This is a genomic window from Mesorhizobium kowhaii (assembly GCF_003253745.1).
GTDB classification, from domain to species: Bacteria; Pseudomonadota; Alphaproteobacteria; order Rhizobiales; family Rhizobiaceae; genus Mesorhizobium; species Mesorhizobium kowhaii.
Genome location: NZ_MZXV01000059.1, coordinates 1 through 3,935 on the forward strand (window position 1 = coordinate 1; position 3,935 = coordinate 3,935).

3 protein-coding genes and 2 pseudogenes are annotated in these 3,935 nt (G+C 59.2%); 4 read left to right on the plus strand and 1 reads right to left on the minus strand.

Features of this window, described 5'->3' with window-relative positions; translation table 11 throughout:
* The 4 genes and pseudogenes from B5V02_RS27900 to B5V02_RS27915 all read left to right on the plus strand — a co-directional run.
* The coding region (locus tag B5V02_RS27900) for an aldo/keto reductase (RefSeq protein ID WP_208647150.1) at positions 1 to 616 on the plus strand (616 nt) is incomplete at its 5' end.
* Positions 617 to 913: 297 nt separating this feature from the next.
* Positions 914 to 1,943: pseudogene (locus B5V02_RS27905) on the plus strand (aldo/keto reductase).
* Between the two features lie 50 nt (positions 1,944 to 1,993).
* Complete coding sequence (locus tag B5V02_RS27910; protein ID WP_111547280.1) at positions 1,994 to 2,911, plus strand: NAD-dependent epimerase/dehydratase family protein; 918 nt, start codon at positions 1,994 to 1,996, stop codon at positions 2,909 to 2,911.
* A gap of 55 nt (positions 2,912 to 2,966) precedes the next feature.
* Complete coding sequence (locus B5V02_RS27915; RefSeq protein WP_111547279.1) at positions 2,967 to 3,299, plus strand: hypothetical protein; 333 nt, start codon at positions 2,967 to 2,969, stop codon at positions 3,297 to 3,299.
* A 525-nt stretch (positions 3,300 to 3,824) separates the two neighbouring features.
* Here the strand turns inward: B5V02_RS27915 and B5V02_RS27925 are convergent.
* A pseudogene (locus B5V02_RS27925) lies at positions 3,825 to 3,935 on the minus strand (IS630 family transposase); the annotation flags it as partial.

Below are 3,935 nucleotides of genomic sequence, written 5' to 3' on the forward strand. Positions count from 1 at the left end.
CCGCCCGACATTAGATGTTCCGCTCGAAGAAACCATCGCCGCGCTCGTGCAGATGGTGCGGCAAGGCAAGGCGCTCTACGTCGGCATTTCATCGTATGGGCCAGATCGGACTCGGGAAGCCGAGCGCGTCCTGCGCGCGGAAGGAATTCCCCTGCTTATCCACCAACCGTCCTACTCCATGCTGAACCGCTGGATTGAGGACGGGTTGCTCGATACGTTGGAAGAGCTTGGTGCCGGCTGTATCGCATTTTCGCCTTTGGCTCAGGGGTTGTTGACATCAAAGTATCTGAATGGCGTCCCGGACGGCGCGCGTGCAGCGCGTGGCGGCTCGTTCGACACAAAGTTGCTGAGTGATGCAAACATAGAGCGTGTCCGCGGACTGAACGCGATCGCAAGCGACCGCGGGCAGACACTTGCCCAGATGGCGATCGCGTGGACCTTGCGAGATTCACGCGTAACGAGCGCGTTGGTAGGCGCGCGCAACGTGGCCCAACTCGATGATTCCCTCGGCGCTTTAGTGAATCTGGAATTCAATGCCGAAGAACTCCGCAAAATCGACGGGTACGCAACCGAGGGCGGGGTCGACCTCTGGCGAGCTCAATCAAAGGCAGCCTGAACGGTCGGATGGTGCGCAATGTTCTCGATGCCGAACCCTACAGTCGTTGACGGACGGCAACGTCTGAACAAAGGCGAAAGCAAACTAATCAATGCCTTCTTAGCGCATTTTGCGAGGATGACGACATGCACAAACAACATTGGCAATGTCGGATCTCTACAGCAACGCGGTTCACATCACCGGCGCATCAATTGGTGCTGCGCTTGCGCGATGCCTCGGTAGCCACCAATGGCCACGACGATAGCATCGGACCCGCATTGCGATAGGCCCTATTAAGATCCCTGAAGGAGCAATAACATGGAATATCGCAAGCTCGGCAATAGTGGCGCCGTCGTCTCGGCCTATTGCCTCGGCACCATGACTTTTGGACACGAGTCCGACGAAGCTACATCGTTCGCGCTTATGGATGTATGTCGAGGCCGGCGGCAATTTCATCGATACGGCCGACGTCTACAGCGCCGGCGTGTCAGAGGAAATCATCGGCCGCTGGCTCAAGAGCAAGCCAGGAATCGCCAAGGATCTGGTGATCGCCACCAAGGGTCGTTTCCCCATGGGCGCAGGACCGAACGATCTCGGCCTGTCGCGCAAGCATCTTGGGGCAGCGCTCGATGCCTCGCTCATGCGCCTGGGCGTCGAGCAGCTTGATCTTTACCAGATGCATGCCTGGGACGCGCTGACGCCGCTGGAGGAGACGCTGCGCTTTCTCGATGACTCGATCCGTAACGGCAAGATCGCCTACTACGGGTTTTCGAACTTCCTGGGTTGGCATCTGACCAAGGCGGCGTGGCTGGCCAAAGCCAATGGCTACATGCCACCCGTGACGCTGCAACCACAGTACAACCTGCTGGTTCGCGACATCGAACATGAGCTTGTGCCGGCCTCGCTCGACGCCGGTATCGGCCTGCTGCCGTGGTCGCCTCTGGGCGGCGGATGGCTCTCAGGCAAGTACACGCGCGACCAGATGCCGGCGGGCGCCACGCGCCTTGGCGAGAACCCCAAACGCGGCATGGAAGCGTTCGCTGCCCGCAATGCCAAGCCGATCACCTGGAACGTGATTGAGGCGGTGGAAGATACCGCAAAAGCGCTTGGGGCAAGCATGGCGCAGGTCGCGCTGGCATGGGTCGCCGCACAGCCAGCGGTCACGTCGGTTATTCTCGGGGCCCGGACACGGGAGCAACTGGCCGACAATCTCGGTGCAGCCAAGCTGACGCTGACGGACGAAAACATTGCCGAACTCAACGCGGCGAGCAAACCGGAAATGCCGGAATATCCCTATGGATCGGGCGGCATAAGCCAGCGCCACCGCAAGATCGAGGGTGGCCGCTGACTTTGGCGGCATGCGAACCGCGCATCGAAAAACATCAAAGGAATCTCAGCATGTCCGCATCCGATACCCCAGGCAAGCGCATCGTCTTTACCGGCGGCACCGGCAAGGCCGGACGGCACGCTATTCCCTACTTGCTGGAGCACGGCCACGAGGTGCTCAACCTCGATCTGGTACCGTTCGCCCATCCCGGTGTCAGGACGTTGATCACCGACCTCACCGACAGCGGGCAGGCCTTCAACGCGCTGTCGATGCATTTCGACAGCAGCGGGCTCACCACCGGCAAGGGGCCTGCGCCGGTGGATGCTATCGTGCATTTTGCCGCCATCCCCGCCTTGTTGTTGCGCCCCGACAACGTCACCTTCCAGGCCAATGTCGTTTCGACCTACAATGTCATCGAGGCGGCGACAAAGCTCGGCATCCGCAAGATCATCATCGCGTCGAGCGAAACCACCTATGGCGTCTGCTTCGCGGAAGGGGATAAGGATTACAAGACCTTCCCGCTCGAGGAAGACTATGACGTCGACCCGATGGACAGCTACGGCTTGTCGAAGGTCGTCAACGAGAAGACCGCCCGCGCCTTTGCCATGCGCTCAGGCGCCGATATCTACGCCTTGCGCATCGGCAATGTCATCGAGCCGCACGAGTATCAGCGCTTCCCGGGTTTTCTGGCTGATCCACCATCGCGCAAACGAAATGCCTGGAGCTACATTGACGCGCGCGACTTGGGTCAGATCGTCGATCTTTGCGTCCGTAGGGACGGTCTCGGCTTTCAGGTATTCAATGCCGTCAACGACGAAATCACCGCATATGAGCCTACGGCGGAATTCCTGCGTAAATGGGCGCCCAATACTCCCCTCTCCCGGGAATTGGAGGCCTCGGAGGCTCCGCTCTCCAATCGCAAGATCCGCGAGGTTCTGGGCTTCAAGGAACGTCACAACTGGCGTCAGTATGTAGCCGGTCCATCCTAGGCTTTTAGTCCCGGAATTTGAGACTTGTCGCAACGTCCGGACAGACGACCGCTCGGTGAATGTCCGCCTGGCGGATACTGTTGAAGAAGCGGGCGATGCTGCGGATATGAAGTCCTCATTCAATCGTGGCCCGGACCGGCATCGGCGGCGATCATTCCGCTTGTTCCACGCCGCAGCAAAGATGCGGACATCCAAGCATTTGATATTTTTGATGAAAATGGCGCTTTTGCGCGGGATGAAAGCGGCCCCTGCTGTGCACATTGAATTCTGGGACGTCGACCCAGGGATTGCCTGGCTTGCGCACCGCTACCAGGCTGCGGTGTCGCCTTACGCTCGAGAGGCCCATCCTGCGGAGGTGACGACTACCGGCAGAAACTGCCTGTCGTGAGCCAGTTCGGTTCCACGAGGCACAAGCCAGCGGACGAATCGTGTGGATTGAGGATCGGATGGGGGCGTCAGGATGCGCGCGCAAGCGCGAGCAATATGACGTTGTCTTCTTCTGCGTCTGGGAAATCAAAGAGCATCGGCAACTGCCGTGACGTAGCCATCTCAACGATCAGCTCTTCAACGCTTGCGGGTTGGGACCTCATCAACTGGCGCCTTGTAAGACCATTCGCCACGGCTCTGCGATTGTCCAAGACCTACTGGATCGTCTGCCCCAAAGCGGCGTCGAAGCTCCCCAAAATCACGACATTCCGCGACTGGCTGTTGGCCGAGGCTGCTGATGACGTACGTCGCCTCAAGACGCTCGCTCCATAGCAGTACTTCCAAATCGCGAACGCCCGGCAGTCGCAAGCGTTATGCCAAAAGCTCAATTCCTCGACTGACTCTTGCGACGGGCGAACGTCCGATTACCGGCCGCAAACAGCAATTCGGACGAACGCCGATAAGAGTCCGCTAGAGCACGTCCTGTTTAATCCGGTTCATATCCTGCGGCCTTAAAGTAGTTTACGCATTCGGCTGGCGTGAAGAGGTCGAGAAGCGGACCGACGGCGTCCCACAAAGCCTTGATGGTTCTCTCGGC